Origin of the sequence: Methylocystis sp. SC2 (genome assembly GCF_000304315.1) — a bacterium.
In the GTDB taxonomy this organism is placed as follows: Bacteria; Pseudomonadota; Alphaproteobacteria; order Rhizobiales; family Beijerinckiaceae; genus Methylocystis.
Window position 1 is genome coordinate 1,914,951 of the sequence record NC_018485.1, and the last position, 25,360, is coordinate 1,940,310.

General features: G+C 61.0%; 25 protein-coding genes and 1 pseudogene. 18 read left to right on the plus strand and 8 right to left on the minus strand.

Annotated elements, in window-relative coordinates:
• Positions 1 to 4: 4 nt before the first annotated feature.
• Both BN69_RS09275 and BN69_RS09280 read right to left on the minus strand, forming a co-directional pair.
• Complete coding sequence (locus BN69_RS09275) at positions 5 to 376, minus strand: helix-turn-helix domain-containing protein (protein ID WP_014891339.1); 372 nt, start codon at positions 374 to 376, stop codon at positions 5 to 7.
• Entirely contained in the window at positions 373 to 678 is a 306-nt protein-coding gene (locus BN69_RS09280; protein WP_014891340.1) for a hypothetical protein, read from the minus strand. Before BN69_RS09280 ends, BN69_RS09275 begins: the two co-directional genes overlap by 4 nt.
• Before the next feature lie 96 nt (positions 679 to 774).
• Between BN69_RS09280 and BN69_RS20060 the strand changes: the two are divergent.
• The 12 genes and pseudogenes from BN69_RS20060 to BN69_RS18780 all read left to right on the plus strand — a co-directional run.
• A pseudogene (locus BN69_RS20060) lies at positions 775 to 867 on the plus strand (DUF4143 domain-containing protein); the annotation flags it as partial.
• A gap of 224 nt (positions 868 to 1,091) precedes the next feature.
• Positions 1,092 to 2,048 carry a P-type conjugative transfer ATPase TrbB gene (gene trbB / locus BN69_RS09285; RefSeq protein WP_014891341.1) on the plus strand — a complete coding sequence of 319 codons (957 nt, stop codon included), beginning with the start codon at positions 1,092 to 1,094 and terminating at the stop codon, positions 2,046 to 2,048.
• Positions 2,041 to 2,364, plus strand: coding sequence for a TrbC/VirB2 family type IV secretion system protein (locus BN69_RS09290; RefSeq protein WP_014891342.1), 324 nt, complete (start codon positions 2,041 to 2,043; stop codon positions 2,362 to 2,364). Before trbB ends, BN69_RS09290 begins: the two co-directional genes overlap by 8 nt.
• Complete coding sequence (locus BN69_RS09295; protein ID WP_014891343.1) at positions 2,364 to 2,648, plus strand: VirB3 family type IV secretion system protein; 285 nt, start codon at positions 2,364 to 2,366, stop codon at positions 2,646 to 2,648. Before BN69_RS09290 ends, BN69_RS09295 begins: the two co-directional genes overlap by 1 nt.
• Positions 2,649 to 2,660: 12 nt before the next feature.
• Positions 2,661 to 5,096, plus strand: coding sequence for a conjugal transfer protein TrbE (gene trbE, locus BN69_RS09300; protein WP_014891344.1), 2,436 nt, complete (start codon positions 2,661 to 2,663; stop codon positions 5,094 to 5,096).
• Positions 5,093 to 5,836: a P-type conjugative transfer protein TrbJ gene (gene trbJ, locus BN69_RS09305; RefSeq protein ID WP_014891345.1), complete on the plus strand. Its 744-nt coding sequence runs from the start codon at positions 5,093 to 5,095 to the stop codon at positions 5,834 to 5,836. Before trbE ends, trbJ begins: the two co-directional genes overlap by 4 nt.
• A 12-nt stretch (positions 5,837 to 5,848) precedes the next feature.
• Positions 5,849 to 6,259, plus strand: coding sequence for a putative entry exclusion protein TrbK-alt (gene trbK-alt / locus BN69_RS09310; RefSeq protein ID WP_014891346.1), 411 nt, complete (start codon positions 5,849 to 5,851; stop codon positions 6,257 to 6,259).
• A gap of 6 nt (positions 6,260 to 6,265) precedes the next feature.
• Positions 6,266 to 7,543, plus strand: coding sequence for a P-type conjugative transfer protein TrbL (gene trbL / locus BN69_RS09315; protein ID WP_014891347.1), 1,278 nt, complete (start codon positions 6,266 to 6,268; stop codon positions 7,541 to 7,543).
• Positions 7,543 to 8,226 (plus strand): conjugal transfer protein TrbF, encoded by a 684-nt coding sequence (gene trbF, locus BN69_RS09320; protein ID WP_014891348.1) that lies wholly within the window; start codon positions 7,543 to 7,545, stop codon positions 8,224 to 8,226. Before trbL ends, trbF begins: the two co-directional genes overlap by 1 nt.
• Entirely contained in the window at positions 8,223 to 9,218 is a 996-nt protein-coding gene (gene trbG, locus BN69_RS09325; protein WP_014891349.1) for a P-type conjugative transfer protein TrbG, read from the plus strand. Before trbF ends, trbG begins: the two co-directional genes overlap by 4 nt.
• On the plus strand, positions 9,215 to 10,432 hold the full coding sequence (locus BN69_RS09330) for a TraB/TrbI/VirB10 family type IV secretion system protein (RefSeq protein ID WP_014891350.1): 1,218 nt from the start codon (positions 9,215 to 9,217) through the stop codon (positions 10,430 to 10,432). Before trbG ends, BN69_RS09330 begins: the two co-directional genes overlap by 4 nt.
• Entirely contained in the window at positions 10,429 to 10,713 is a 285-nt protein-coding gene (locus BN69_RS18780) for a DUF2274 domain-containing protein (protein WP_083858720.1), read from the plus strand. The genes BN69_RS09330 and BN69_RS18780 overlap by 4 nt, the downstream gene beginning before the upstream one ends.
• Here BN69_RS18780 and BN69_RS20065 read toward each other — a convergent pair.
• From BN69_RS20065 to BN69_RS09355, 5 genes are all read right to left on the minus strand, one after another.
• A complete protein-coding gene (locus BN69_RS20065) occupies positions 10,664 to 11,647 on the minus strand; it encodes a LysR family transcriptional regulator (RefSeq protein ID WP_014891351.1) in 984 nt (327 codons plus the stop codon). The two genes, BN69_RS18780 and BN69_RS20065, sit on opposite strands and share 50 nt — an antisense overlap.
• A 9-nt stretch (positions 11,648 to 11,656) precedes the next feature.
• Positions 11,657 to 12,277: a PepSY domain-containing protein gene (locus BN69_RS19815; protein ID WP_014891352.1), complete on the minus strand. Its 621-nt coding sequence runs from the start codon at positions 12,275 to 12,277 to the stop codon at positions 11,657 to 11,659.
• Positions 12,274 to 12,846, minus strand: coding sequence for a TonB-dependent receptor (locus BN69_RS19825; RefSeq protein WP_014891353.1), 573 nt, complete (start codon positions 12,844 to 12,846; stop codon positions 12,274 to 12,276). The genes BN69_RS19815 and BN69_RS19825 overlap by 4 nt, the downstream gene beginning before the upstream one ends.
• Before the next feature lie 93 nt (positions 12,847 to 12,939).
• The gene (locus tag BN69_RS09350) at positions 12,940 to 13,539 is read right to left on the minus strand and encodes a hypothetical protein (protein ID WP_014891354.1); all 600 of its coding nucleotides are present in this window, start codon (positions 13,537 to 13,539) and stop codon (positions 12,940 to 12,942) included.
• Positions 13,540 to 13,603: 64 nt separating this feature from the next.
• On the minus strand, positions 13,604 to 14,314 hold the full coding sequence (locus BN69_RS09355; RefSeq protein ID WP_148277079.1) for a CerR family C-terminal domain-containing protein: 711 nt from the start codon (positions 14,312 to 14,314) through the stop codon (positions 13,604 to 13,606).
• A 445-nt stretch (positions 14,315 to 14,759) separates the two neighbouring features.
• Here BN69_RS09355 and BN69_RS09360 point away from each other — a divergent pair, with 445 nt between their 5' ends.
• The 5 genes from BN69_RS09360 (at position 14,760) to BN69_RS09380 (ending at position 21,291) form a co-directional block, all read left to right on the plus strand.
• Entirely contained in the window at positions 14,760 to 15,095 is a 336-nt protein-coding gene (locus tag BN69_RS09360; RefSeq protein ID WP_014891356.1) for an HlyD family secretion protein, read from the plus strand.
• 84 nt (positions 15,096 to 15,179) lie between these two features.
• A complete protein-coding gene (locus BN69_RS09365; protein WP_014891357.1) occupies positions 15,180 to 16,196 on the plus strand; it encodes an HlyD family secretion protein in 1,017 nt (338 codons plus the stop codon).
• On the plus strand, positions 16,193 to 18,925 hold the full coding sequence (gene rbbA / locus BN69_RS09370; RefSeq protein WP_014891358.1) for a ribosome-associated ATPase/putative transporter RbbA: 2,733 nt from the start codon (positions 16,193 to 16,195) through the stop codon (positions 18,923 to 18,925). The genes BN69_RS09365 and rbbA overlap by 4 nt, the downstream gene beginning before the upstream one ends.
• Position 18,926: 1 nt before the next feature.
• A complete protein-coding gene (locus BN69_RS09375; protein WP_014891359.1) occupies positions 18,927 to 20,051 on the plus strand; it encodes an ABC transporter permease in 1,125 nt (374 codons plus the stop codon).
• 388 nt (positions 20,052 to 20,439) lie between these two features.
• A complete protein-coding gene (locus BN69_RS09380; RefSeq protein ID WP_014891360.1) occupies positions 20,440 to 21,291 on the plus strand; it encodes an ROK family protein in 852 nt (283 codons plus the stop codon).
• Here BN69_RS09380 and BN69_RS09385 read toward each other — a convergent pair.
• Positions 21,240 to 23,054 carry an ABC transporter ATP-binding protein/permease gene (locus tag BN69_RS09385; RefSeq protein ID WP_244434902.1) on the minus strand — a complete coding sequence of 605 codons (1,815 nt, stop codon included), beginning with the start codon at positions 23,052 to 23,054 and terminating at the stop codon, positions 21,240 to 21,242. The two genes, BN69_RS09380 and BN69_RS09385, sit on opposite strands and share 52 nt — an antisense overlap.
• A gap of 162 nt (positions 23,055 to 23,216) precedes the next feature.
• Here BN69_RS09385 and BN69_RS09390 point away from each other — a divergent pair, with 162 nt between their 5' ends.
• Positions 23,217 to 25,346 carry a glycoside hydrolase family 3 N-terminal domain-containing protein gene (locus BN69_RS09390; RefSeq protein WP_014891362.1) on the plus strand — a complete coding sequence of 710 codons (2,130 nt, stop codon included), beginning with the start codon at positions 23,217 to 23,219 and terminating at the stop codon, positions 25,344 to 25,346.
• The last annotated feature ends 14 nt before the right edge of the window (positions 25,347 to 25,360 follow it).

Genomic DNA, 25,360 nt, shown 5'->3' on the forward strand with positions numbered 1-25,360 from the left:
CTCGTCAACGATCGCCTCCCTCGGCGTTCGGCTTAGAATCGCTGCGCATGGCGGCAAGGAGCTTGAGCAGGCGTTCCAGGTCGTCGGGTTTGAGTTTGGTGAGTTCGCGCGCAGCGAGTTCAAGCCGCGGATCTTGGGCGTCGATCGTCTCGGGCGCTTCTCCGAGCAGCCAAGCGACGTTGACGTCGTAGATTTCAGCGAGACGAGCTAGTTCTTCGGCGGATACGCGGCGATTGCCGGCCTCCATCTCCGAAACTGACGGGCGATGCAGACCGAGCATCTTGGCGACGTGGCCTTGAGAGAGGCCCGCAAGTTTGCGCGCCTCCTTCAGGCGTTCTGATATCTGGCTACGCTTGGTGGCATCCGGTTCGGTCATGCCGCCGCCGCTTCCTTTTCGCTCTGATGCTTAAGCAGTTCGCAGACGAACGACGCAGTCTCGTCGATGGAGCGCGGGAGCTTGGTAGTCTCGTCGACGAAGATATTCACGTCGTTGGGGATCACGGCGCCGATTTCGGTGGCTAGGATCGTGGTCGCCACGGGCCAGACCTTACTGTCGAACTTCGGGATGTGCTCGACGGGCTTCGTCGAGCCAGTCAGTGGCGGACACTCAAGGCCACTATCGACTTGGATCTGGGTCAGAATGCCGATCAATGTTTCTTTCAGCGTGGCGGGGTCCATAAGCGCCTCCTTGATTAATGGTAAGATAATCTTACAGCATGTCGGCGTCAAGAGGCGCGCCGTCGCGGTCCATAAATTTCATTTGGACGTAAGCTCTTCTCCTGTGGCGTGGTTCTGTACGATCATAAGGATGTTGTTCCGTTCGGCGATCGGCTCGCAGCGGCCCCTTTGTCGTGCCTTTGGGGTTGAGCAGGCTGCAAAGCCCAATCACACCACCAAGCGTTTGTGATCGGCCCCGGATGCTCTCTTTCCCTTTCCCTGTTTTTCCACGCCAGAGCCCTACGCCTCCGACTGACTTGTTGCATCGCGTCGGCATCGGCCTTTCTTAATCGACCCCGGTTTCGAGCCGCCGACAAGCGATTCGACGAACACCGGGGACAGCAGTGGCGGCTCACGCTCAACAAGCAGAAGCAATGTCGCGCGGCGCGCGCATGCTGCGCACGGCGCTGGGGCCGCGGATCGCGGAATGGCTCGACGACGACAGCGTCGTCGAAATCATGCTCAATCCAGATGGAAGGCTCTGGCTTGATCGGCTGACGAGCGGATTGGAAGATGCGGGCGCGCGCCTCTCGCCCGAAGATGGCGAGCGGATCGTGCGGCTCGTTGCGCACCATGTCGGCTCCGAGGTTCATCCGGGCGCGCCGCGCGTCTCGGCGGAGCTGCCCGAAACAGGCGAGCGCTTCGAGGGTTTGTTGCCGCCCGTCGTCGCGGCGCCGGCTTTTTCGATCCGCAAGCCGGCGGTCGCCGTCTTCACGCTCGATGATTATGTTGCCGCCGGCATAATGGGGTCGCAGCAGGCGTCGATCCTGCGCGCCGCGGTCGTCGAGCGAAGCAATATTCTTGTCGCTGGCGGCACCTCGACCGGCAAGACGACGCTCGTCAATGCGCTGCTGGCGGAAGTCGCCAGGACGAATGATCGCGTCGTTCTGATCGAAGACACTCGCGAACTGCAATGCGCCGCGCCGAACCTTTTGGCGCTGCGCACCAAGGAAGGCGTCGCGACGCTTTCTGAACTTGTCCGCTCATCGCTACGCCTGCGGCCGGATCGCATTCCGATCGGCGAAGTGCGCGGCAGCGAGGCTCTTGATCTTTTGAAGGCGTGGGGAACCGGACATCCGGGCGGCGTCGGCACGATCCACGCCGGTTCCGCGCACGGCGCGCTGCGCCGCCTCGAACAGCTCATCCAGGAAGCCGTCCTCACCGTGCCGCGCGCGATGATCGCCGAGACGATCCAGATCATCGCCGTGCTGGCGGGACGCGGTTCAGAGCGCCGGTTGATCGAACTCGCCGCCGTTCAGGGCCTAAACGAATCCGGCAACTACGCGCTCGCCGACCTCACTTATCTCAAACTCGGAGACGATCATGAATAGGGTTTGTTTTCGCAAACGCTTTGCCGTTGGCGCTCTCATTGTCGGCGTCGCCGTTCTCTCGAACCCCGCCTTCGCCGCCGGCTCCAACATGCCCTGGGAGCAGCCGCTCCAGCAGATCCTGCAGTCGATCGAAGGACCCGTCGCCAAGATCGTCGCGGTGATCATCATCATCACCACGGGCCTGACGCTCGCCTTCGGCGACACGTCGGGCGGGTTTCGGCGGCTAGTGCAGATCGTCTTCGGTCTTTCCATCGCCTTCGCCGCGTCGAGCTTCTTCCTGTCCTTCTTCTCCTTCGGCGGCGGAGCCCTGGTCTGATGGAGAACGCATCCATTCATAATGGCGGCTCGGTCGCTGGCTTCCGCGTTCCCGTCCATCGCGCCTTGACCGAACCGATCCTGCTCGGCGGCGCGCCGCGCGCCATCGCCATTCTCAACGGCACACTTGCCGCGGCGCTCGGTCTCGGTCTGCGTCTCTGGATCGCCGGGCTCGCCTTCTGGGTCGTGGCGCAATTTGCCGCCGTCTGGGCGGCGAAGCGCGATCCCGACTTCGTCGAAGTCGTGCGCCGGCATCTGCGCTACCCCGCGCATCTTGGCGCCTGAGGAGAGGCGTTCATGCTGAACCTCGCCGAATATCGCAAGAAGCCGCAAAGTCTCGCCGATTTCCTGCCATGGGCGGCGCTGGTTGCGCCCGGCGTCGTCCTGAACAAGGACGGCTCGTTCCAACGGACAGCGCGGTTTCGCGGGCCGGACTTAGACAGCGCGACGCCGGCCGAACTCGTCGGCGCGACGGCGCGCCTCAACAATGCGCTGCGGCGCCTCGGATCCGGCTGGGCGATCTTCGTCGAGGCGCAGCGTAATCCAGCGCAGCATTATCCCGTAAGCCGCTTTCCCGATCCCGTCTCGGTGCTCGTCGACGAAGAGCGCAGGGCGCAGTTCGAAGAGGAAGGCGCCCATTTCGAGAGCGGCTATTTTCTGACCCTTGTCTATCTGCCGCCGGAAGACGATGCGGCGGGGGCGGAGAGCTGGCTCTATGAAGGACGCGCGTCTGGCGACTCGCCACGCGCGATGCTCGCCGGCTTTATCGATCGGACCGATCGGCTGCTGCAGTTGATCGAAGGCTTCGCGCCGGAAGCCGACTGGCTCTCCGACGCCGAGACGCTGACCTATCTTCATTCCTGCGTCTCGACCAAACGCCACAATGTGCGCGTGCCCGAGACGCCGATGCATCTCGACGCCATTCTGGTCGACGAGCCGCTGACTGGCGGCCTGGAGCCGCGGCTTGGGAGCGCGCATCTGCGCACCCTCACCATCATGGGCTTCCCCTCTGCGACCTATCCGGGCGTTCTCGACGAACTCAATCGGCTCGCCTTTCCCTATCGCTGGTCGACGCGGGCGCTCACCCTCGACAAGGGCGATGCAACGAAAGTGCTCACCCGCATCCGCCGGCAATGGTTCGCCAAGCGCAAATCGATCTTCGCCATCCTCAAGGAGGTGATGACCAACGAAGCCTCCGTGCTGGTCGACACCGACGCCCACAACAAGGCGCTCGACGCCGATGCGGCGCTGCAGGATTTGGGCTCCGATCTCATTGGCGAAGCCTATGTGACGACGACGCTGACCGTCTGGGACGATGATCCGCGCCTCGCCGACGAAAAGCTGCGGCTCGCCGAGAAGGTCATTCAGGGCCGCGACTTCACTTGCATGGTCGAGACGGTCAACGCCATCGAGGCCTGGCTTGGCTCGCTCCCCGGACATGTCTACGCCAATGTCCGTCAGCCGCCGGTTTCGACGCTGAATCTCGCCCATATGATTCCGCTCTCGGCGGTCTGGGCGGGACCGCTGCAGGATGCGCATCTCTCCGCGCCGCCGCTGTTCTTCGCGCGAACCGAAGGATCGACGCCGTTTCGCTTCTCGCTGCATGTCGGCGATGTCGGTCATACGCTGATTGTCGGTCCGACCGGCGCCGGCAAGAGCGTGCTGCTGGCCTTGATGGCGCTGCAGTTTCGCCGATACGAAAATTCTCAGGTTTTCATCTTCGATTTCGGGGGATCGGCGCGGGCCGCGACCCTCGCCATGGGCGGCGACTGGAACGATCTTGGCGGCTCGCTCAATGACGACGCCGTCGATCCGATCTTCCTGCAGCCGCTCGCGCGCATCGATGACGTCGCCGAGCGCGCCTGGGCTGCCGAATGGATCGCCGCGATCCTCGCCCGCGAAAATGTCGGCGTCACGCCGGAGGTCAAAGAACATCTCTGGACGGCGCTCGGCTCCCTCGCGTCGGCGCCGGTTACTGAGCGCACGCTTACGGGCCTTTCCGTCCTGCTGCAATCGAACGCCCTCAAGCGCGCGCTAAAGCCTTTCTGCCTTGGCGGACCGCATGGACGGCTGCTCGACGCGGAGGCCGAAGTGCTTGGGGCCGAAAACATCCAGACTTTTGAAACCGAAGGGCTGATCGGCTCATCGGCCGCGCCCGCGGTTCTCACCTATCTCTTCCATCGCGTTGAGGGCCAACTGGATGGTTCCCCGAGCCTCATCATCATCGATGAAGGCTGGCTCGCGCTCGACGACAAGGGTTTTGCCGGCCAATTGCGCGAATGGCTGAAAACCTTGCGCAAGAAGAACGCCTCCGTCGTCTTCGCCACCCAGTCGCTCGCCGATATCGAAACGAGCCCGATTGCGCCCGCAATCGTCGAGAGCTGCCCGACGCGGCTCTTCCTGCCCAATGAACGCGCTTTCGAACCGCAGATCGCCGCCATCTATCGCCGCTTCGGCCTGAACGATCGCCAGATCGAGATCATCGCGCGGGCTATTCCTAAGCGCGACTATTACTGCCAGTCGCGACGCGGCAATCGCCTGTTCGAACTAGGACTCGGTCCCCTGGCCCTGGCGCTCTGCGCGGCGTCCTCGAAGACAGATCAAAAACTCATTTCCGGGCTCGTCGCCGAATATGGCCGTCGAGGCTTTGCGCGCGCCTGGCTCGTCAGTCGTGGCCTCGTCTGGGCCGCCGATCTTCTCTCCCAACAATACGAACTGGAGGCCGCGTCATGAATCACAGTCGCTTCCCTATCTCCGCAAGCCGCCTCGCGCTCGCTCTGGCGCTGTCCCTCGCGCCGCTCGGGGCACCGCGCGCGCAGTTCATGGTGTTCGACCCGAGCAATTACGCCCAGAACGTGATGACGGCGGCGAATACGCTGCAGCAGATCAACAATCAGATCACCAGCCTTCAGAACGAGGCGACGATGATCATCAATCAGGCGCGCAATCTCGCGAGTCTCCCTTACTCGTCGCTGCAGACTATCCAGCAATCGATCGCGCAGACGCAACAGCTCCTGCATCAGGCCCAGCGCATCGCCTATGACGTCCAGCAGATCGATCAGGCTTTCGCGACGCACTATGGCGCGGCGAATGTCTCGATGAGTTCGGCGTCGCTGATCGATGGCGCCCGACAGCGCTGGCAGAATTCTCTTGCGGGGTTCCAGGACGCGCTGCGCGTTCAGGCCGGGATCGTGCAGGGCATCGAGACCACCCGCTCGGAAGCAAGCACGCTGATCTCCTCCAGCCAATCGGCTGTCGGCGCCCTGCAGGCCTCGCAGGCCGGCAATCAGCTGCTCGCTCTGCAAAGCAAGCAACTCGCCGATGTGACGGCGCTACTCGCCTCGCAGGGACGCGCCCAGTCGCTCGAACTCGCGCGTCAGGCCGAAGCGCAGGAACAGGCGCGCGAACAAATGCGCCGCTTCATCGCGCCTGGCCAGGGCTATCAGCCCGGCAATGTCGCCATGTTTCATTGAGGGCGCGCCGCGATGAAAATCGAAGATTGGATCGCTCCCGAGAATATCGGCTTTATCGCGCTCGGCGTCGTGATCGGCGCCATCGCTCTTGTCGGCGTCGAGGCGGCCTGCGACGCCGACGTGGCGGCGAGAGCGCAATCGTCGTCGGTTTTGCCCACGGGCGCGCCGGTAGAAGCGCCTCGGATCGACGGAGAGCTGCTGCGCTGCGCGACGATCCCGATCGAACAGGCCGATGATCCCAAATGCCGCGCGCTTTGGGCCGCGCAGCGACGAAAATTCTTCGCGCCGCCGGCCGAGCCCGCCGAAGACGAGCCGCTCGACATGTTCCTCTCGGCGCCGCGCACGCTCGAAAAGCCCGCGCCGACGACCGCGCCCAAAACGTCGCCGACGCCAAAGCCCTTACAAAAGCTCAAGAGCGAGTGACGTCACATGGGCGGGACCGGCATCATCGATCGCTTTCTTGAGGTCTTTACCTCCTATGTCGACTCCGGCTTCGGCCTCCTCGGCGGCGAAGTCGGCTTTCTGGCGTCGACGCTGGTCGTCATCGACATCGTTCTCGCCGCGCTCTTCTGGAGCCTCGCGCCGGACGAGGACATCATCGCCCGTCTCGTCAAGAAAACCCTCTTCGTCGGCGTCTTCGCTTATCTCATCGGCAACTGGAATCATCTCGCCCGCATCATCTTTGAGAGTTTCTCCGGCCTTGGCCTCAAAGCCGCGGGCAGCGGCCTCGCTGCGGCGGATTTTCTGCGTCCCGGCCGCGTCGCGCAGGTCGGCATCGACGCCGGCCGGCCGATCCTTGAAGCGATCTCCGGCTTGATGGGTTATGTTTCCTTCTTTGAAAACTTCATTCAGATCGCCGTTCTGCTCTTCGCCTGGCTGATCGTTCTTCTCAGCTTCTTCATCCTCGCCATCCAGCTCTTCGTCACGCTGATCGAGTTCAAGCTGACGACGCTGGCCGGCTTCGTTCTCATCCCCTTTGGTCTCTTCGGCAAGACGGCCTTCCTTGCCGAACGCGTCCTCGGCAATGTCGTCTCCTCCGGCGTCAAAGTGCTGGTGCTCGCCGTCATCATCGGCATCGGCTCGACTCTGTTTGCGCAGTTCACGCAAGGGGCCGGCGGCGCGCAGCCGACGATCGACGACGCCATGACATTGGTGCTCGCGGCGCTGACGCTTCTCGGTCTCGGCGTCTTCGGTCCCGGGGTCGCGAACGGCATCGTCTCAGGCGGACCGCAGCTTGGCGCCGGCGCCGTCGTCGGAACTAGTCTCATTGTCGCTGGCGGCGCGGCCGCCGGCTATGGCGCGGCGCGATACGCCGGCGTCGCCATCGCTTCGCTTGGCGGTAACCGCGACACCGCTGCCGCGACGATGATCCCGCCGGGGAGCGGACCGGGATCGCCGAGCGCGCCGCCTTCAATGGGCGCCCCGCCGCCTTCGGGACCAAATGGCGGGCCGGGAGGAGGAACGGGCGCGGCGCGCGGGCAGTCCGCCGCTTCGACGATCGGCGTAGCGTCAGTTGCGAGCGGCGGCGCCGATGCTTCGATGACGCCAAACGCCGCTGCGTCTCCTTCCAGCGGCGAGCCGGCTTGGGCGAAACGCTTGAAGCGCGCGCAAACCGTCAGCCACGGCCTCTCTCTCGCCGCTCATTCCGTCCGCGCCGGCGACGCCCATGGCGCCGGCGCGTCCATCAACCTCTCCGAGGCGCGCTGATGTTCAAACGCTCTTCTATTCGCTACGGGCGAACGCCCGAACCCGAAACGCCTTACCAAAAAGCCGCGCAAGTCTGGGACGAACGCATCGGCTCAGCGCGCGTGCAGGCGAAGAACTGGCGGCTGATCGCGCTCTGTAATCTCTTTCTCGCCGGCGGCCTCGCTGCCGCGCTCGTCTGGCAGGGCGCGCGAGGATCGATCGTTCCCTGGGTCGTGCAGGTCGACAAGATCGGCGAAGCGCAGGCGATCGCGCCGGCAATCGCCGACTACAAGCCGACCGATCCGCAGATCGCCTGGCATCTCGCGCGCTTCGTCGAGAATGTCCGCGCGATTCCTGCCGATCCCATCATCGTCCGCCAGAACTGGCTAAAGGCCTATGATTTTGTCACCGACAAGGGCGCGGCGGCCTTAAATAACTATGCCCGCGCCAACGACCCTTTCGCCAAGATCGGCCAGATTCAAATCGGCATCGAGGTCGCCAGCGTCATTCGCGCCTCCGACGATTCCTTTCGCGTCGCCTGGACCGAACGCCGTTACGAGAACGCCAGTCTCGCATCGACCGATCGCTGGACCGCCATCCTCACCATCGTCGTTCAACCGCCGCGTGACGCCGAGCGCCTGCGCAAGAATCCGCTCGGCGTTTTCATCCACGCCGTCAACTGGTCGAAGGAACTCGGACAATGACGCTGCATTCGCTTCGCGCTTCGATCATTATGCTTCTCGGTTCCACAGCGCTGACCGGTTGCTCCACCTTCAAGCCGCCTGAGATCGAATACGACGATATCCCGTCTCCAGCCACGCTGCAGAGCGATCCGCCAGGCCCCGTCAAAATCGTCGAAGTCCCCAAACTCCTGCCGCTGCCCGGCCAGCTTAAATCCCTCGCGCGGGGCGGGGGCGAGCCTCCCGAGCCGAGCGATCCAAAAATACGAGTCGAACAGGCGAACGCCGCCGCGCGGATACAACCGCGTCGCGCCGGCTATATCAATGCCGTCCAAATCTATCCGTTTTCCGACGGCGCGCTCTATCAGGTCTACGCCTCTCCCGGCGAGATCACCGACATCGCCCTGCAGGACGGCGAGCAGCTCGTCGGCTCCGGTCCCGTCGCCGCCGGCGACACGGTGCGCTGGATTATCGGCGATACGGAAAGCGGCGCGGGGAATGCGCGAAAAACCCATATCATGGTCAAGCCGACGCGCGCCGATCTGATGACCAATCTCGTCATCAATACCGACCGGCGCACCTATCATCTCGAACTGCGCTCGACCGAGAAAACCTATATGGCCTCCGTATCCTGGCAGTATCCGCAGGACGAGCTCATTGCGCTGCGCCGCCAGAATGTAGCCGCCGAGGCTGCCGCGCCAATCGATGTCGGTCTCGATCTCTCAAGACTCAATTTTCGTTACACCATCGAGGGCGACGCCGCGCCCTGGCGGCCGCTGCGCGCCTTCGACGACGGCCGCAAGGTCTATGTCGAGTTTCCGCGCGGGATCTCCCAGGGCGAGATGCCGCCGCTCTTTATCATTGGCGCCGCCGGCGACAGCCAGCTCGTCAATTACCGCGTGCGCGGCAATCACATGATTGTCGACCGGCTCTTCGCCGCCGCGGAACTGCGCTTTGGCGCCGACTCGCAGCAAGTCGTTCGTATCGTGCGCAGCGACGGGAGGCCGGCAATATGAGCGCGCCGGAGCACGAGAAGAGGCTCGCCGAGGAACTGCGGCTTCGTCCCGAACGCCCGCCGGTGACGCGGCTCTCGCGGCGCGTGCTGATCGCGCTTTCCGGCGTCTCCGCCGCCGCCATTCTGGGACTGACCGTCTTCGCTTTGCAGCAGCGCGGGCGCTCCGGCCCCGCGCCCGAACTCTACAATACAGAAGCGAAGACGACCGCCGATGGCCTCGCGGCGCTGCCGCCGGACTATACGGGCCTTCCCAAAAATGTTCCGAAACTCGGCCCGCCGCTCCCCGGCGATCTCGGCCGGCCGATCCTCGCCGCGCAGGGCCAATTGCCGCAAACAACCGTCGATCCGGAACAGCAGCGCCTCGGCCAGGAGCGCGAAGCGGCGCGCATCGCGAAACTCTTCGCATCGACGAATGCGCATGAGCGTCCGGCGGCCGCCCCGATAACGCCAGCTTCCCCAGCATCGGCAAACGCCTCTACATCGCCGGGCGTCGAATTCGGCGAGGCGCCGCCGATTGATCCTGGCGCCATTCAAAATATGCAGGATCGCAAACTCGCCTTCATCAGCGCGCCCGCCCATCGCCACACGGTGAGTTCCGATCGTCTGGCGCAGCCCGCTTCTCGTTACGTCTTGCAGGCCGGCGCCGTCATTCCGGCGGCGCTCGTCACCGGCATCCGTTCCGATCTTCCCGGTCAGATCACCGCTCAGGTTACCGAGAACATCTATGACAGTCCGACCGGGCGCTTTCTGCTTATTCCGCAGGGCGCGAAGCTGATCGGTGTCTACGACTCCCAGATCGCTTTCGGCCAGTCGCGCGTGTTGCTGGTTTGGAATCGGCTCGTCCGTCCCGACGGCCAATCCATCGCGCTGGAGCGCCAACCCGGCGCCGACGCCGCGGGTTATTCGGGGCTGGAAGACGAGGTCGATCATCATTGGCTACGGCTGGCGGGAGCCGCCGCTCTCTCGACCATTCTCGGCGTCGGCACACAGCTCGGAACCGCAGGCGAGGAAAGCGCGCTGATCCAGGCGCTGCGCCGCGGCGGCGCGCAAAGCCTCAATCAGACCGGCCAACAGATTGTCGGCCGCAATCTCAACATTCAGCCAACGCTGACCATCAGGCCCGGCTTCCCGGTGCGCGTTATCGTCACGCGCGACCTGGTGCTTGCGCCCTATGGCGCCCCGTCGGCGATCCAGACGACCGGGCTTGATCCATGACGAAACTAAAGCTTTCCGGCGTCCAGGAAGAGAAGCCCGTCAAACTCTCCGTCACCTTGCCAGCCGGCCTGCATCTGGACCTCATCGCCTATGCGCAAATCCTCGCGCATGAGTCAGGGCAAAAGGTCGAACCGGCCCAACTCATCGCGCCCATGCTGGAGCGATTTATCGCCAGCGATCGAGGGTTCCGCAAGGCGCGTGGGGTGGATCGCAATGCAAACCCGAAACCTTCTACAACTTCGGTGAAGAGCAATCTTGCAACATTGAGCGCGCAAGACTGAGAAAGCGCCGCAACGCCGGATTGTCGTTGCCCGGCAGCCAGACGGCGCAAAAGGCGAGATGGCTGTCGTCGCGCCGGAGCTGTCGAAAAGCGACGCCGGGATAGCAAATCCAAACATTTGAATCGCTCACAAGGCCGAGGCCAAATCCCAGCACAACAAGTTTCATCACGGCGTCTTGTGAAATGTCATGGGTTTCGAGCGACATTCGGTCGCCGAACCCCGCAATGCGATCGGCTGCAACTCTGTCGAGCCCCGCGTCAATCGCCTCGCGGCCCAGAATAAAATGCTCGTCCTTCAGCAAATCCCAATCGACGATGTCACAACCGGCGAGCGGATGTTGGTCAGGCAAGGCGACGCAGACGCCGGCATTCCAATATCTTTCGATATCGCAGCCAGGCGCTGGCGTTCCATCGACCAGAAAAGCGACGTCGAGACGACGCTCCATAATTCGCGCGATCTGATCCGGAGCCGGACCTTCGTAGAATTCCATTGCGACGGCGGGATGCGCCGCCCGATAATTGTACAGCAGCGCGCTCAGGCAACCATTGATAGTGGAAGGGAGAACTCCGATGCGGATCATGCCCTCCGCGCCGCGTCCTGCCGCCAAAGCGTTCGCCACCGCATGATCGATTTCGGCGAACGCGGCCCGCGTCCGATCGAAGAAATGTTTGCCAGCGACCGTCAGTCGGACGCCGCTTAATTGTCGTTCGAACAGAGATACGCCCAGCTCATTTTCGAGCGCCTGAACGCGGCGGCTAACGGCGGATTGACGCACCCCAAGCGCCCGGGCGGCGTGACTGACGCTTGCATGGTCGGCGACGAGAAGCGCCTGCGAAATCGAGACGAAATCAATCGCTTTGTTCTTTCGTGTCGATCGTCCCGATGTTTCACTCGGTTGGCGGATCCGCCGTGGGGGATTCGAATGTCGAGCCATGGCGTGGCGTCAATATTTGTAAATGAGGCTGGCGGACACGGACCTTGGCTCGTCGCAGAACATCGAACCGTCGGACGTCCAATTGGGACGATTGGTCAGATTGGTCGCATTGATTTCGAGCTTGAGATTGTCGGTGAAATTATAGGCAAGCGAGTCGCCGAGCATTTGCTGGGGGAGGAGGGTGAACCCGTAAGTGTTGGGCAGCGTCGCCTCGGTGCGGCTGGCGTAGAAGTAGCTTACGCCCAGTTCGAGCCCTTTCAGCTCGCCCGAGACGAAGGCGTAGTGAGCATTGAAGTTATAGACCCGGCGCGGCGCGCTGAGGAGATCGCCGCCCTTCTGCGAAGGGGTGTTCGAATCCTTCGACACGAGCGCATGCAGGAAAGTGGCAAAGATTGGGCAGGATTTCCCAGCCGACATTGACCTCGATCCCGTGGCTGTGCTGCCGGCCGGTGACGACGGAATAAAAGGCTGTTCGTAGTCGAAAAACAGCTGCGTGGTTTTCGCGTAGAAGCCGTTCAAGTTCCAGTAGACGCTCGACCGGGCCAAGATGAAGAGCATCATCCAGAGCCATAAGCCGTCGGCGCGATGCAGATCGAAATTAATGCGATAGAAGGAGGCCGAAAGCTTCACGAGCCACGCCGGCTTCCAGCGCGAAAGATAGCTCTTGCCGGCGGCGAGCCGATCGCCGTGAACGGCGCGCCGGGATAGATGGCTAAGATTGGGTTGCCGTTGGCGAATAGATCGGCCGATTCAAAATATCTCGCGTTGGTTAGATTTCGGATGTTGAGTTGCGCCGTCGTCTTCGTGCCCCACCATGAATTCCAGCTATAGCCCGCCATGGCGTCGAAGCGCACATAGCCCGAAAGCTGAAACGTCCCCTGATTGTTTCCCTGCCGGTTTCCGACGACATAGGCTCCGAAGCCGAGACTCAGGCCATCGAACCCCACGCCCTTGCTTCGTTGTGGGCCGATCGCTCTCGTCGCCAAGGTGATCGGGACTGCGTCGATTTCAGATAATCTTGCTTTCGTCCATTCGATCGCCTCGTGGGCACCCGCTGGGTTAGATACTGCCTGCGCGACCAAATTCGTGAAGCCCGGATGGGGCCTGGACGTCAAGGTCGCGGTCGGCGATAGCGCCAACGCTGTTGAAGGGAAAATGAGTAAACTTACCCCAGCGATACCGGTCAGTTTTAAAGACATTTTCGCCTCCTTTCAGGCAAAACAAACTCTGAATTAGCGCCGAGCAACTCGCGCCCGTCGCTAATAAATTTCAGGCGACATTCATTCGTCGCGCTATCCAATCTTAGCTACAGCCTCAGAGATCTTCTTCCATGCGCGCTCATAGACGGAAATGGCCTCGTCCAGGCCCCCCTTGATGGCCTTCCAAGATTCATCCCCGGCCGTCGAGACTTTCCCTATCTTGGCCTCGACTTTCTCGGTTTCGGCGGCAACGTGGCGAAACGCGGCGTCGGCCTCTCCCAGCGCGTGATCAATCGAGGCCGACGCGGCGTCCCGGATGGATTGCAGGGAGGACTGCCAGGACCGGCGCTGAGCTTCGGCTCGAGCCGCGAGCGCCTTCTTTACGACGTTGGCCTGACCCTCGGCAGCGGTAAGAAAGTCCCGGAATGCTAATTCGAACTCAGTCAAATCCGCCTCGATGGCGACGTAGGCATCGTCGGCGATTGCCTTGGCAGCCGCCACTTCGGATTGGACGGCGTCGACTTTGGCCTTGAAGGCATCCCGCGCGGTCCGAATCCGAGCGATAGCATCGGTGCGAGCGTCGCTCTTCCATGCCTCTATGGAACCATCGACCGCCGCCAGCGTTGCATCGATTTCATCGAGCTTTTGTTTCGCCCACGTGAGATACTCATGAGCGAGATGTTGTTTTGTCATTGTTTCGGTCCTTTCGGTTATTGCCTCGGATTGATTTCCGGCGGCGTCGAACGGCTCTGCTGCCTCACCCGGGTTTGGACAGCAATTCGCGAAGAGCGAATTGCCTGATAGTCCTATTGAGGCGCTCAAGCCGGTCTGGATTGAACTGATCCCAGCCCAGAGTGCCCAATGTCATATTGCGAAGGGTTCGAAAGTTCACGATTGAAGCAAGCACGACGGCGACCCGGATTCGCAGCCCTTCATCGTCTGCATCACACCCGATTGCCTCGGCCGCCGCTTCGGTCAGCGCACGCCCAAAGCGGACGACAGCCTCTTCGTAAATCATTCGAAAAGCATCATCCGCCTCGTGTTCGCATCGAACGAAAAAAGAGGTCCATGCTTCTGGTTCAGAAGCGCCGATGACGAGGTCGATGTAGCTGCTGAGCGCTTCGTCGATCCGGGTGGTTTGATCCGCCCGATGCGAATCACGGAGACGTGCAACGACACCAGTTATTCGTTCGCGTGCGTAATCGGCGATTGTGCGCGCCGCAGCAAGATAGAGCCCGTGCTTTCCGCCGAAATGATAAGGGATGCTTGCCAAGTTGACGCCGGCTTTTTCTGCTAAGGCTCGCGTGCTGGCGCCTTCATAGCCATGCGCGCCAAAAACCTCGATGGCCACCTGGATCATTTTGGCTTGTGTGTCTCTGCTCAAGATGGAGTGACCATCCACCTTTTTTTCCGCTCTTAAGTCAGCTTGCCTCATCAGCTCGAAACCTCCATTTCCAATATTGATCATTCGAATGATCTTTACAAGCGTCCGCTGGGAGTTTACAAGGGTCCACTCGGAACAAGAGATCCAAGTGAGAGCGTCAGCGTGTCCGATCTGCGTCCGATGCGACCGTGGGAATCCGACCGCTCTAGCGCCCTTGATCGCGCCGGCGCCCGAAAGCCGGAGATCGATCCGTGCGACAACCTTCCGCCAAGTTGCGGCTTCCGCTCGCTGCCGCAGTTCTGTTAGCTGACCTGCCGGCCCAAGCTGCGCCAAAATCTACGATCGTATTGGGCTTGGCGGGACGTAGCGCTCGCAAGACGTTCTGTGACCTGACCCTTCAGCAATTGGCCGGAAAACCGCCCGAGCTGGCCCGGCGACCGCCAACGTAATATCCTTCAAAAAGAACCCATCCCAGGTCGCCGCTCACCCTCGCGCGCTCATTGCCTGAGACGAATCGCTAAAGGCCACCATGAACCGGAGATTTGAATGGGCGGCGATGCTCGTCGTTGCGATCGGCGTGGCTGGGGGGCTCATCTGGTGGCGGTACAGCCGTGTCGACGCGCTCCCGGCCTATCTGGCGCGAGGCAACGGACGGCTGGAGATGACGCGTATCGACATCGCCGTAAAATACCCCGGACGCATCATCGATCTACCGATCCACGAAGGCGACTCTGTGCGGGCGGGCATGATCCTCGCCCGGCAGGATACAGCCGAGGTTCAAACTCAAATCCTTGGCGCCGAAGCCCAGCGTCAGCGCGCGTTGAGCGCCATCGCGCGGGCGGAAGCCGAACTGGACGTTCGCTGATCGCCAATGTGGGTTCGATCGTGACGCGGCGACGAAATTAATTGGGGCACAGGACCTATGCGAGCCACCTCCGCGCTTCTATCGATGGCCGTCTTAATCGCCACATTGCCGAGCGGCTCTATTTTCCAAACCTACTTTGGCGCGCCTGCCTCGAGCGCTATGGCGAATGAAGCCTTCGACGCCTTCGTCCGCAAATTGCGCGGGGATAAAACGCCCGATGGCTTTGCGCTCGCCAACGGCAGGCTGGAAGCCCAGCAAATAGACATAGCGACCAAACTCCCAGGGCGCATCTCGCAGGTTCTTGCCGAAGAAGGGCAGATGGTCGATGCAGGCGAGATCGTCGCGAAAATGGACGTGATCGAACTTAAGGCGCAATTGCGAGGCGCCGAGGCGCTGGTTAGACGCGCAGGGCAAGCGAGAATTTCCGCAGAGGCGCTCATCGCCCAGCGACAGAGCGAAGTCAAACTCGCCAAGCAGCAGCTCGATCGCGTGGTGACCCTGCGAAGCAAGGGCTTTGCAACAGCCGAGCTGCTTGATCAACGGCGCTCAATTATGACGAGCGCCCAAGCGGCTCTCGACGCCGCCAAGGCGAATCTCGACGACGCCGTCGCGGCCATCGACGCCGCCAAGGCGGATGTGGCCAAAATTAATGCGACGCTCGACGACATGGTATTAAAAGCGCCTCGTCGCGGGCGAGTTCAATATAAATTGGCGCAGGCGGGCGAAGTGCTCGGCGCCGGTTCGCGCGTTCTGACTCTCGTCGATCTGGCCGACGTCTATATGACCGTGTTCTTTCCTGCCTCGGTTGCCGGGCATTTGAAATTGAATGACGACGCCAGGCTCATACTCGATCCAATCCCGCAATATGTCGTTCCGGCCAAGGTTTCCTTCGTCGCTAGCGAGGCGCAGTTCACGCCCAAGACGGTTGAAACTGCGGAAGAACGAGAAAAACTGATGTTTCGCGTGAAGTTGAGCATTGCGCCGAACCTGTTGCGGAAATACGAAGAGCAAGTCAAAGCGGGCGTGCGCGGGATCGCCTATGTGCGCGTCGACGCCAAGCGTCCATGGCCAACCAATCTCGCAGCGAAACTGCCGCAATGACGGACACGGCGGCTGAAATTCGCGCTGTAACGCACCGCTACGGGAAATTATTTGCGCTCGACAATGTGACGCTGATCGTTCCTGGCGGTTGCATGGCGGGGTTGATCGGGCCCGACGGCGTCGGCAAGTCCACGCTTCTCGCGCTCATTTCCGGCGTGCGCCGAATGCAGGAGGGCGAAATTCATGCGCTCGGCGGCGACATGCGCGCGCCGTCGCATCGAGCGGCGAGTTACGCCCGCATCGCTTACATGCCGCAGGGCCTGGGCCGAAATCTCTATCCGACATTATCCGTGCACGAAAACCTGGACTTCTTCGGTCGCTTGTTCGGCCAAAGCAAAGAGGAGCGCGTCCGCCGCATCGCCGAATTATTGGCCGCGACCGGACTGGCCCCTTTTCCCGATCGGCCAGCAGGAAATCTCTCTGGCGGGATGAAGCAAAAGCTCTCCTTATGCTGCGCGCTCATCCATGACCCGGATCTTCTGATCCTCGACGAGCCCACTACCGGCGTCGATCCTTTGTCGCGGCGACAATTTTGGGAGCTGATTGATCGGCTTCGCGCGCGGCGTCCCAATATGAGCGTGATCGTCGCCACCGCCTATATGGAGGAAGCCGAGCGGTTCGACTGGCTCGCGGCGATGGACGATGGCAAAATTCTCACGAGGGGCGCGCCCGGACAGATCATGGCCAGCGCCAGAAAAGACACTTTGGACGCAGCCTTCATTGCGCTTCTCCCTCCCGAGAAGCGCGCGGCGCATAAAACCGTCACCGTGCCGCCGCTTCAAACTGCCAATCGCGAGTTCTCGATCGAGGCCGATAATTTGACCAAGGCGTTCGGCGATTTCATCGCCGTCGATCGCGTCAGCTTTCGCATTGCACGAGGTGAAATATTCGGCTTTCTCGGGTCGAACGGCTGCGGCAAATCGACGACGATGAAAATGCTAACGGGGCTGCTACCGGCTACCGCCGGGTCTGCACGGCTGTTCGGCAAGAAACTTGATGCAGGCGACATGGAGACCCGTCGGCGCGTTGGTTATATGTCGCAATCCTTCTCGCTTTATGGCGAACTAACCGTGCGGCAAAACCTCGAGTTGCACGCCCGGCTCTTTTCGCTACCGAAGGAGCGCGGCGCCGAGCGAGTTGCAGAGATGTTGAAACGTTTCGAATTAGTCGAGGTCGCCGATAGCGCCCCGGAAGATCTTTCGCTCGGCATGCGGCAGAGACTGCAACTCGCTGTCGCAATCATTCACGAACCAGAAGTGCTGATCCTCGACGAGCCGACCTCCGGCGTCGATCCTGTCGCGCGTGATAGCTTCTGGCTCTCCCTCATCGAATTGTCGCGCAATGACGGCGTGACAATTTTCATCTCGACTCATTTCATGAATGAAGCGGAACGTTGCGACCGCATTTCCTTGATGCATGCCGGGAAGGTGCTCGCCATTGGCGCACCTGCTCGTCTTGTTGCGGAGAAGGGAAAAACCGCGCTGGAAGACGCCTTCGTCGCATATCTCGAAGATGCGGGCGGCGAAGCTGCTGTGGCGCCTCTCACGGATGCTCTCGCGTCGTCGTCAAACACAAGGGAGGCCCATCGAGCGCGCTTTTTCGGATTCGACCTCGGCCGCCTGTGGGCCAATACATATCGTGAATCGCTGGAGATTCTACGCGATCCTCTACGTCTCGCCTTCGCTTTGTTCAGCCCGCTGATCTTGATGATCACATTCGGATATGGAATTTCCTTCGACGTCGAGAATCTGCCCTATGCCGTCCTTGATCAAGACCGCACGCTGGAAAGCCGGGAGTTTCTCGAGAGCTTTTCCGGGTCGCGCTATTTTGTGCAAGAGAGCGATATCAATTCGACAGCGGAATTGGAACGACGACTCGTGAGCGGCGAGATCAAGCTCGCCGTTGAAATCCCTCCCAATTTTGGTAGGGATCTGATCAACGGCAAGACGCCGGAGGTGGCCGTATGGATCGATGGCGCGATGCCGTTTCGCGCCGAGACAATCCGCGGATATGTCGAGGGAATTACGCACAAATATCTGGCCGACCAGAGCACGCGACACGACGGCGCGGCGCCTCCCCCAGCGCTCGTTAATATGGAGACGAGATTCCGCTATAATCAATCGTTCAAGAGCGTCTACGCTATTATTCCCGGCGTGATCATGCTGATGCTCGCGCTCGTCCCGGCCATGATGACGGCGGTTAGCGTCGTGCGGGAAAAGGAAACTGGATCGATCGCCAATTTCCGTTCGACGCCGGTCCGACGATTGGAGTTCTTGCTCGGCAAACAGTTGCCATATGTCGCGATTTCTTTGTTGAGTTTCGGGATGCTCGTGCTTTCGGCGATTACGATTTTTGGCGTTCCGGTCAGAGGATCGGCGGCGACTCTCGCCATAGGCACTTTTCTTTACGTGTTTGCCACAACGGGGTTTGGTTTGCTCGTCTCGTCCTTTATCCGAACGCAAGTCGCCGCGATTTTCATTACCGCCGTGATCTCGATCATTCCAGCCGTCAATTTCTCCGGTCTTCTGGTGCCGGTGTCATCGCTGTCCGGATCGGGGCGCGTGTTGGGCCTCACCTTCCCGGCTGCATGGTACCATCAGATCAGCATCGGGACTTTTACGAAAGGATTGGGCTTCACGCTGCTATGGCCGGATCTGATTGCGCTGGGGGTCTTTACGCTCGTCTTTCTCGCCGCGGCGACCGTGGGCCTTCATAAGCAGGAGAGCTGAGATGCGATTTGCCCTGCCAAAGGCATGGTATCTCGTCATTAAGGAGTTCCACAGTCTATTGGCCGATCCTGTCCTTTTGGCTTTGATCGTGTATGTGTTCACCTTCGCCATTTATTCCATTTCGACCGGGATAAGTTTCGAGGTCGAGCACGCGAGCGTAGCGATCGTCGATGACGATCATTCGGAACTTTCGAGGCGTATCGCCGGCGCTTTGCTGGAGCCGTATTTTAGGCCTGCCGTCGTGATCGACGCTCGGGAGGTCGATGGAGCGATGGATTCCGGCCGCTTCGTTTTCGTCATTGAATTTCCGCCGAATTTCGAAGCTGACGTGCTCGCCGACAAAGGCCCCACTATTCAGGTCAATGTCGATGGCACGGCGCCGACGCTGGCAGGCAATGGCAATGTCTATTTGCAAAGCATCATTTCTCGGGAAGTGGCGAGTTTCGTAAGTCGTGACTCAGGCACCGTCCATCAACCTATCAATCTCGTGTCCCGCGCGAAATTCAATCCAAACTATCGTTCGGTGTGGTTCACGGCGATCATGCAAGTCATTAACAATATTTCCATTCTCTCGATCATTCTGACCGGAGCGGCCCTGATCCGGGAACGCGAGCACGGAACGATCGAGCATCTATTGGTGATGCCCGTTACGCCTATGGAAATCATGCTTTCAAAGATCATCGCCAATGGGTTCGTCATCATATGTGCAGCAGTTCTCTCCCTTTTTCTCGTTGTGCAAGGGTTATTGCATGTTCCGATCACCGGCTCAGTCGGACTTTTCATTTTCGGGGCGATCCTGTTTGAATTCTCGGTCACAGCGCTCGGCATTCTCATAGCTACTTATGTCAACACCATGGGTCAGTTCGGATTGCTCTCTGTGCCGGTCATCGTGATTCTCTATCTCTTGTCTGGCGGCGTCACGCCTTTAGAGACAATGCCGATATGGCTGCAAAACATCATGCGTTTCACGCCCAATACGCAATTCGTGAGCTTCGCGCAGGCGACGCTGTATCGAGGCGCGGGGCTTGAAATCGTCTGGCCGCAACTTGCAGCCCTTGTCGCCATCGGAATGGTGACGCTCCTGATCTGTCTTCTGCGATTTAGAAAAGTCGTGAGCAGCACTTGAAAAGACTGTGCAATTGCAACGAAGTCTTATGAGCACCCCTTCGGCACGATCAAGGCTCGCATGGCCGCAACCCACTTCCAGATGAAGCAGCTGCCAAACGTCGCCGGCGAGATGGCGTTGCAAGTGGCTCGACACGCTTTTTCCCGATCTACCATCGGGCAAGTAGTTTGACCTTGAAGGGGTCGACGTGGAGGATGGGTATGTGTGGGTGTGCGATTCACATTGCCGGGTGCTTCTCCAGCCGAGTGAGGACGGCGCACTCAAGGCGGGGTTGCGTCGTCGGCCAAGCCGGAATCTCCTAGCTAGCTTTTAAACCCTCGATCGATGTGCTCGAAAGGCAAGTGGCGCGCCGAAGGGGGCGAGCTGAGCAGCCGGAGGGAGCGCATCGATGTATGTTGTCGTCGACATCGGCGGGACGAAGACGCGGGTCGCCGGCTCTTCCGATCTTGCCGAACTTACCGAGGCGGTGATCCTCAAGACGCCGAGCGATTATCGTGACGCGCTAGAGCTTTTGCGCGCTGCGGCCTTGAAAGCGGCGGCCGGCGACCGAATTTTTGCTGTGGTGATCGGCGTTCCTGGCGTGCTGTCGCGCGACAAGCGCATCCTCGTCAATGCCCCCAACCTGCCAATTTGGAATGGCGCGACGTTGGCCGCCGACGTTGAGGCCAGTCTCGGCGCGCCTGTCTTACTGGAGAACGACACGGCGCTTGTGGGGCTAGGGGAAGCGACCGCCGGCGCTGGGCAAGGTTCCGCCATTCTCGCATATGTCACCATCTCCACTGGCGTGAACGGTGCGCGCATCGTCGACGGGAGAATTGACCGTGCGACCTATGGCTTCGAAATCGGCGAGCAATATATCGACGCCGGCGCGCTCAATTTCGAAGAGCTTGTCTCGGGACGCGCCGTCGCGAACCGCTTTGGCGCCGAACCCTGCGCGCTCGGAAAGGATCATCCAATATGGGATGAACTCGCCAAGATTACTGCGCGCGCGCTGCACAACGCCATCGCCCATTGGTCGCCAGACCGAATCGTAATGGGTGGGTCGATGATGCGCGAGATCGGCATCTCAATTGAACAGACAGCGACCTATCTACGGGCGCTGCCGCGAAAGACCCCCGCGCTTCCCGACATCGTCCACGCGACGCTCGGCGACTACGGTGGGTTGTGGGGCGCGCTCGCGCGACTCCGTCAAGGAGGCAAAGGCGCATCCTGCGGCGCCAAGGGTAATTCCGGCGGTTGACGTGGTTGCGCCTCGGCCGTTTCGCGCGACGCGTCCAGAGTCAGATGCAGAACTCGCCGGAAAAAGCGGTCACCGCTCTTTGGTCCGCCAATATGGATAAACGCCGTCGTCGCGAGTTCCTTTTCGAGGGCGGCGAAGAGCAGCTGCCGGGCGTGGGACGAAAGCGAGTCGAGCGCCTCATCGACAATGACGAAGCACGGCTTGTGAAGCAAGATTCTGGTGAAAGCCAGTTCCTGCTGCTCAACATCAGTCAGCTCCTGTTCCCATCGCGCGACGCGATCGAGCCAGGGAACGAAATGTCCAAGATCAAGCCGCGTCAGCGCGGCCACATAGGCTTCTTCTGGAAAGCTCGTTGGCGGCAAAGGATAGGAAAGCGAGCTTCGCAGCGACAAGTCTGGAAGGTAAGCGCGCATGGGAACGAAGAGAACGCGCTTTGCAGGCGGCGTGCGGACCATGCCGCTGCCAGCCGCCCACAAACCGGCGATCGTTTGAAACAAGCGAGTTTTGCCGGACTTGCGTTCGCCGACGATCAGCACGTGTTCGCCGGGCGCAATCTCGATGTGGGATTCGCTCAGGGTCGTGTGGCCGGCATAGGACAGGATGCGCAGATCGTCGAGAACAAGAAGATCAATTCCTGTCTCTTCGAAAGCAATGCGGCGCGCATCTGGAACGGCTTTGTCGAGATCAAGCAGCGCCTCGCGAAAGCCCGTCACGCGATGCAGGGTCGCGCGCCAATCGGCGATGACGCCGGCATTGTCGATGAACCAGCGAAGCGATTGCTGCACCTGCGTAAAAGCGCCGACCGCCATCAGCAAGCCGCCGAATGTGAGATTTCCGGCAAAATAGGCGGGCGCGGCGACGATAATCGGCGCGACGATGGTGAACCAGCCGTATCCGGCGGTGACCCAGGTCAGATTGGTCGTCGCTGCGACGAGCCGACGCAGCACCGTCAGCAGGCGATCAAACTCCTGATGCAGACGGTTTTCCTCGATATTTTCGCCGCGGCAGACGGCGATCGCCTCGATATGTTCATTGACATGCATCAACGCAAAGCGCAGGTCGGATTCGCGTCCATAACGCTCGGCGCCGAGTTCGACGAGTGGGCGGCCGAGGCGCCAGCTGCCGAAGGAAGCGATGCTGGCATAGAGCAACGCGCTCCACACCATGTAGCCTGGAATGGCGATTCTTGTTCCGAAAATGTCGAAGGTCACGCCCGTGGATAACGCCCAGAGCACTCCGATAAAACTTATGAGCAGTAAGGTGGCCTGTAGCAGGCCGACGCCGAGATCGGTCGAAAGCTCGGCGAGATGTTGCGCGTCGGCATGTATGCGCTGATCGGGATTGACGCCAATTTCGCCCATGCCGGCGATGCGGAAGCTACGATGCGGCGTCAGCCACTGAAGGAATAAGTCTCTCGTCAGTGACTCCCGCAATTTTAGCTTGGTCATGTTCGCGAGCCAAGTCTGCGTGACGTTGAGAACGAGCAGCGCGCCGGCGATGGCCGCGAAGACGATGAGCTGATCCCCGAAGCCGGAGAGATCCTTGCGGGCGAGCGCGTCATAAAAGGGCTTGTTCCAAGCATTGAGCCGAATCTGGCCATAGGCCGTGGCGCCGATGATGACCGCAAGACCGGCGCCAAGCCAAATCAGCGCGGACCGCTGGCGGGACCCCCTCAATGCGTCGAGGGTCAATCTCAAGTGCGACGAGAGACTTTCGGCCGCAATCCTGCGCTCGTTTGACGGCTGGTTCTCTGCATTCATCATCTTAGGACCGATCGCCCCCGCTTCTTGTCGACCGACTGCAACTGCTTTGTGACATTTGTGGTCTAAGAATCTGCTTAGGATAGTTTAAGCATAGAACGGATTGTTGCGCCGAAGCGAGGGTCTCGTCCTGTTGCGGCGCACCGCCAAACTGCGAGCGACGCCTTGAGCCGTATCGATGCCTTGTTGCACGCGATGACGCTGGAAGAAAAGCTTGGCCAGCTCAACCTCGTGACGGCCGGCCAGGCGGTCACTGGACCCGTCGTCTGCGGCGATACGACCAAAGACATAGCAGCTGGTCGAGTGGCCGGCGTTTTCAACCTTTGGGACCTTGAGGCGCTCATGCGCGCGCAGCGCTGCGCCGTCCAAGAGAGCAGGCTAGGCGTGCCGCTGCTGTTCGGTCTCGACGTGCTGCATGGATTTCGGACGATTTTTTCCATTCCACTCGCGGAAGCCGGCGCCTTCGATCCTCAATTATGGGAGCGCACGGCGTGCGCCGCGGCGTTGGAGGCGGCGAGCGAAGGAATCCATCTCACCTTCGCGCCGATGCTGGACGTGTCCCGCGACCCTCGTTGGGGCCGCATCGCCGAAGGGCCCGGTGAGGATCCGTTGGTGGGAGAAAGATTCGCGCAAGCAAAGATAAGAGGCTTTCAGGGCGACGACTTCTCCCGAATTTTTCCGCTGGCGGCCACCGCCAAGCATTTTTGCGCCGGCGGAGCCGCGACGGCGGGGCGCGACTACGCAGCCGTGGACGTCTCCGAACGCGCGCTGCATGAAGTCTATCTGCCGCCGTTTCGCGCCGCCGTGGAGGCGGGCTGTGCGGCGGTGATGACGGCGTTCAACAATGTCAATGGCGTGCCGATGTCGGCACAAGGCCGATTGTTGAACGGATATCTGCGGAGCCGGCTCAAATTCGACGGCGTCATCATGAGTGATTACACAGCGATCGCCGAATTAGTGGAGCATGGAGTCGCCGCCGATTCGATCGAGGCGGCGGCGATCGCGCTCAAGGCCGGCGTCGACATGGATATGGTCAGCGGCGTCTATCTTGCGCATCTGCCGGAAGCGCTCGCGCGCGGGCTCGTCGAGGAGCGCGACATCGACGTTGCGGTCGCACGTGTGCTGCAGTTGAAGGAGCGGCTGGGGCTTTTCGACGATCCCTATCGTGTCGCTCGGCTGGACGACAGCGTCAAGGAAACTCATTGCATACTGGCGCTGGAAGCAGCGCGGCGGTCAGCGACTCTCCTGATCAACCGCGGGCTTCTGCCGCTTTCCGCGAATCTGCGCCGCATTGCGGTCGTCGGACCTCTGGCGGATGCGGGCGCGGATATGCTCGGGCCCTGGTCGGCGGCAGGCGGCGCCGAGAATTGCGTCACGATCCTGGAAGGATTGCGCCGCGCTCTACCGTACTGCGAGATAGCACATCACAGCGGCGTCGCGATCGAGGGCGACGACGAGAGCGGGATCGCGCCCGCCTTCGCTCTGGCGGAAGGCGCCGACGCCGTCGTGCTCTGCCTTGGCGAAGCGGCGAGGATGAGCGGCGAGGCCGCCTGCCGCGCCTCTCTGGGACTTCCTGGCAAACAGCGCCAGCTTGCGGAGCGCGTTATGAGCGCCGGCGCGCCGACAGTCGCGCTACTGTCCTGCGGGCGCCCGCTTGCTGTCCCTTGGCTTTTCAAACGTGCGCAGGCGGTCGTCGCGGCATGGTTTCTCGGCCACAGGGCAGGCGAGGCGATCGCCGATATTCTGACGGGTCGCTTCAATCCTAGCGCGCGGCTCGCCGTCACCTGGCCGTGTGATGTTGGACAAGTTCCGATTTTCTATTCGGCGCGCTCGACTGGCCGGCCTTTCGACGCCGCCAATTTCTACACGAGTAGATATCTCGACTGTTCGAACGATCCACAATTTCCCTTTGGCCACGGCCTTTCTTTTTCGCGTACGACCTTATCGAATTTGCGCGTCGACTGTGCCGAATTGAAAACGAGCCAAACGACGAGAGTCAGAGTCGACGTGTGCAACGAGAGCGACATCGCCACCGAGGAAACGATATTTCTTTTTGCGCGCGACAGGGTCGCGAGCGTGGCGCGCCCGCTGATGGAGCTGAAGGACTGGAAGAAGATCGCTCTACAGCCGCAACAAGGCGCGACCATCGATTTCGTTCTGTGCGCGCAGGCGTTCCAGTTTCCAGGCGAGAATATGGAGCCTACCGTTGAACCCGGTGGCGTCGACATTTTTGTTGGATTCAGCGCCGATGCGGAGAAACTGCTTTCCGCCCGCCTGCGCATTGTTTCCGCTTAGCGCGGCGGGAGGCG